The sequence below is a fragment of the Pseudonocardia asaccharolytica DSM 44247 = NBRC 16224 genome, from assembly GCF_000423625.1.
In the GTDB taxonomy this organism is placed as follows: Bacteria; Actinomycetota; Actinomycetes; order Mycobacteriales; family Pseudonocardiaceae; genus Pseudonocardia; species Pseudonocardia asaccharolytica.
The window spans coordinates 1-2,999 of the sequence record NZ_AUII01000061.1; the positions used below are offsets into that span (position 1 = coordinate 1).

The 2,999-nt window shown below is 61.7% G+C and carries 2 rRNA genes; both read right to left on the reverse strand.

The features are described 5' to 3' along the window. Positions 1 to 107, reverse strand: a 5S ribosomal RNA gene (gene rrf, locus G567_RS0124980); the annotation flags it as partial. A 123-nt stretch (positions 108 to 230) separates the two neighbouring features. Continuing rightward, a 23S ribosomal RNA gene (locus G567_RS33770) occupies positions 231 to 2,999 on the reverse strand; the annotation flags it as partial.

The window sequence follows — 2,999 nt, forward strand, 5'->3', positions numbered from 1 at the left end:
GTCCTACTCTCCCACACCCTGGCGGGTGCAGTACCATCGGCGCTGGAGGGCTTAGCTTCCGGGTTCGGGATGGGACCGGGCGTTTCCCCTCCGCCATCGCCACCGACCGTATTAGCGGTGTCTTTTAGCGGTGTGTTCGGTGTGTGTTTGGTGTGTTCGGGGGGTGGGTTCCCGGCCCGGGGGGGCGGGGTGGTGTGCTCAGGGTCACACAGTGGATGCGAGCAGCGGGTTGGGGTAAGTCCTCGGCCTATTAGTACCGGTCGACTGCACCCCTTGCGGGGCGTCCATCTCCGGCCTATCAACCCCATGGTCTGTGGGGGGCCTTACCCACGCTGTGGTGGTGGGAGACCTCATCTTGGAACGAGCTTCCCGCTTAGATGCCTTCAGCGGTTATCCCTTCCGAACGTAGCCAACCAGCCGTGCCCCTGGCGGGACAACTGGCACACCAGAGGTTCGTCCGTCCCGGTCCTCTCGTACTAGGGACAGCCTTCCGCAAGTCTCCTGCGCGCGCGGCGGATAGGGACCGAACTGTCTCACGACGTTCTAAACCCAGCTCGCGTACCGCTTTAATGGGCGAACAGCCCAACCCTTGGGACCTACTCCAGCCCCAGGATGCGACGAGCCGACATCGAGGTGCCAAACCATGCCGTCGATATGGACTCTTGGGCAAGATCAGCCTGTTATCCCCGGGGTACCTTTTATCCGTTGAGCGACACCCCTTCCACCAGGTGGTGCCGGATCACTAGTCCCGACTTTCGTCCCTGCTCGACCCGTCGGTCTCGCAGTCAAGCTCCCTTGTGCACTTACACTCGTCACCTGATTACCAACCAGGCTGAGGGAACCTTTGGGCGCCTCCGTTACTCTTTGGGAGGCAACCGCCCCAGTTAAACTACCCACCAGGCACTGTCCCTGAACCCGTTCAGGGCCCGAGGTTGAGACACCCAATCCGACCAGAGTGGTATTTCAACAACGACTCCACGGCCACTGGCGTGGCCGCTTCCCGGTCTCCCACCTATCCTACACAAGCCGAACCGAGCACCAATACCAAGCTGTAGTAAAGGTCCCGGGGTCTTTCCGTCCTGCCGCGCGTAACGAGCATCTTTACTCGTAGTGCAATTTCGCCGAGTCTGTGGTCGAGACAGCGCCCAAGTCGTTACGCCATTCGTGCAGGTCGGAACTTACCCGACAAGGAATTTCGCTACCTTAGGATGGTTATAGTTACCACCGCCGTTTACTGGCGCTTAAATTCTCCGCGTCGCCCCGGAGGGCTAACGGGTCCTCTTAACGTTCCAGCACCGGGCAGGCGTCAGTCCGTATACCTCGTCTTGCGACTTCGCACGGACCTGTGTTTTTAGTAAACAGTCGCTTGGGCCTGGTCTCTGCGACCGGCTGCGCCTAGCCCGCGCGGGGCTTCAACGCCTCCGGCCCCCCTTCTCCCGAAGTTACGGGGGTATTTTGCCGAGTTCCTTGACCACAGTTCACTCGATCGCCTCGGTATCCTCTACCTGACCACCTGTGTCGGTTTCGGGTACGGGCCGCAACGGCACTCGCTAGAGGCTTTTCTTGGCAGCATGGGCACACCCTGCTTCGCCGCATTCGGCTACGCATCACCCCTCACCCGTCCCATCCAAGGGAGACACCCGGATTTACCTGGGCGTCGGGCTACCGGCTTGCACCAGTACCACCACTCACTGGCGGGGCTACCCTCCTGCGTCACCCCATCGCTTGGCTACTACCGGTTCGGGTCCCACGCTCCCCCACCCGGCCACCCCGAAGGACGGCCGGCGGGTTCGGATGGTCAGCATCACCGGCCTCGCCACGGGCGCACCATCACGGGCACGGGAATATCCACCCGTCGTCCATCGACTACGCCTGTCGGCCTCGCCTTAGGTCCCGGCTCACCCTGGGCGGAACAACCTGGCCCAGGAACCCTTGGTCATTCGGCGGCAGAGATTCTCACTCTGCTTACGCTACTCATGCCTGCATTCTCACTCGCACACCCTCCACCGCACGCTCCCGCGGCGGCTTCCCCGAGTGCACGACGCTCCCCTACCCACCACCCCCGCACAGGGGGCGGTGCCACGGCTTCGGCGGCGCGCTTGAGCCCCGCTACATTGTCGGCGCAGGACCACTTGACCAGTGAGCTATTACGCACTCTTTCAAGGATGGCTGCTTCTAAGCCAACCTCCTGGTTGTCTGGGCGATCCCACATCCTTTCCCACTTAGCGCACGCTTAGGGGCCTTAGCCGGTGATCTGGGCTGTTTCCCTCTCGACGACGAAGCTTATCCCCCGCCGTCTCACTGCCGCGCTCGGCCTACCGGCATTCGGAGTTTGGTTGACTTCGGTAAGCTTGTCGGCCCCCTAGGCCATCCAGTGCTCTACCTCCGGCACCCAGCACGCGACGCTGCACCTAAATGCATTTCGGGGAGAACCAGCTATCACGGAGTTTGATTGGCCTTTCACCCCTACCCACAGCTCATCCCCCAGGTTTTCAACCCTGGTGGGTTCGGGCCTCCACGACGTCTTACCGACGCTTCACCCTGGCCATGGGTAGATCACCCCGCTTCGGGTCTACACCCCGCGACTGACCGCCCTGTTCGGACTCGCTTTCGCTACGGCTCCCCCACCCGGGTTAACCTCGCCACGAAGCATAACTCGCAGGCTCATTCTTCAAAAGGCACGCCATCACCCGCAGGCTCTGACGGCTTGTAGGCACACGGTTTCAGGTACTGTTTCACTCCCCTCCCGGGGTACTTTTCACCTTTCCCTCACGGTACTCGTCCGCTATCGGTCATCAGGAAGTATTTAGGCTTACCGGGTGGTCCCGGCAGATTCACAGCAAATTCCACGAGCTCGCTGCTACTCGGGGAAACACGATCCAGCCCGGCTGCGGTGTTTTCACGTACGGGGCTCTCACCCACTCCGGCGACCCTTCCCAGCAGTCTTCCGCTAACACCACAGCACGACCTCGCGGGTCCGGCAGAACCCACACGACCGC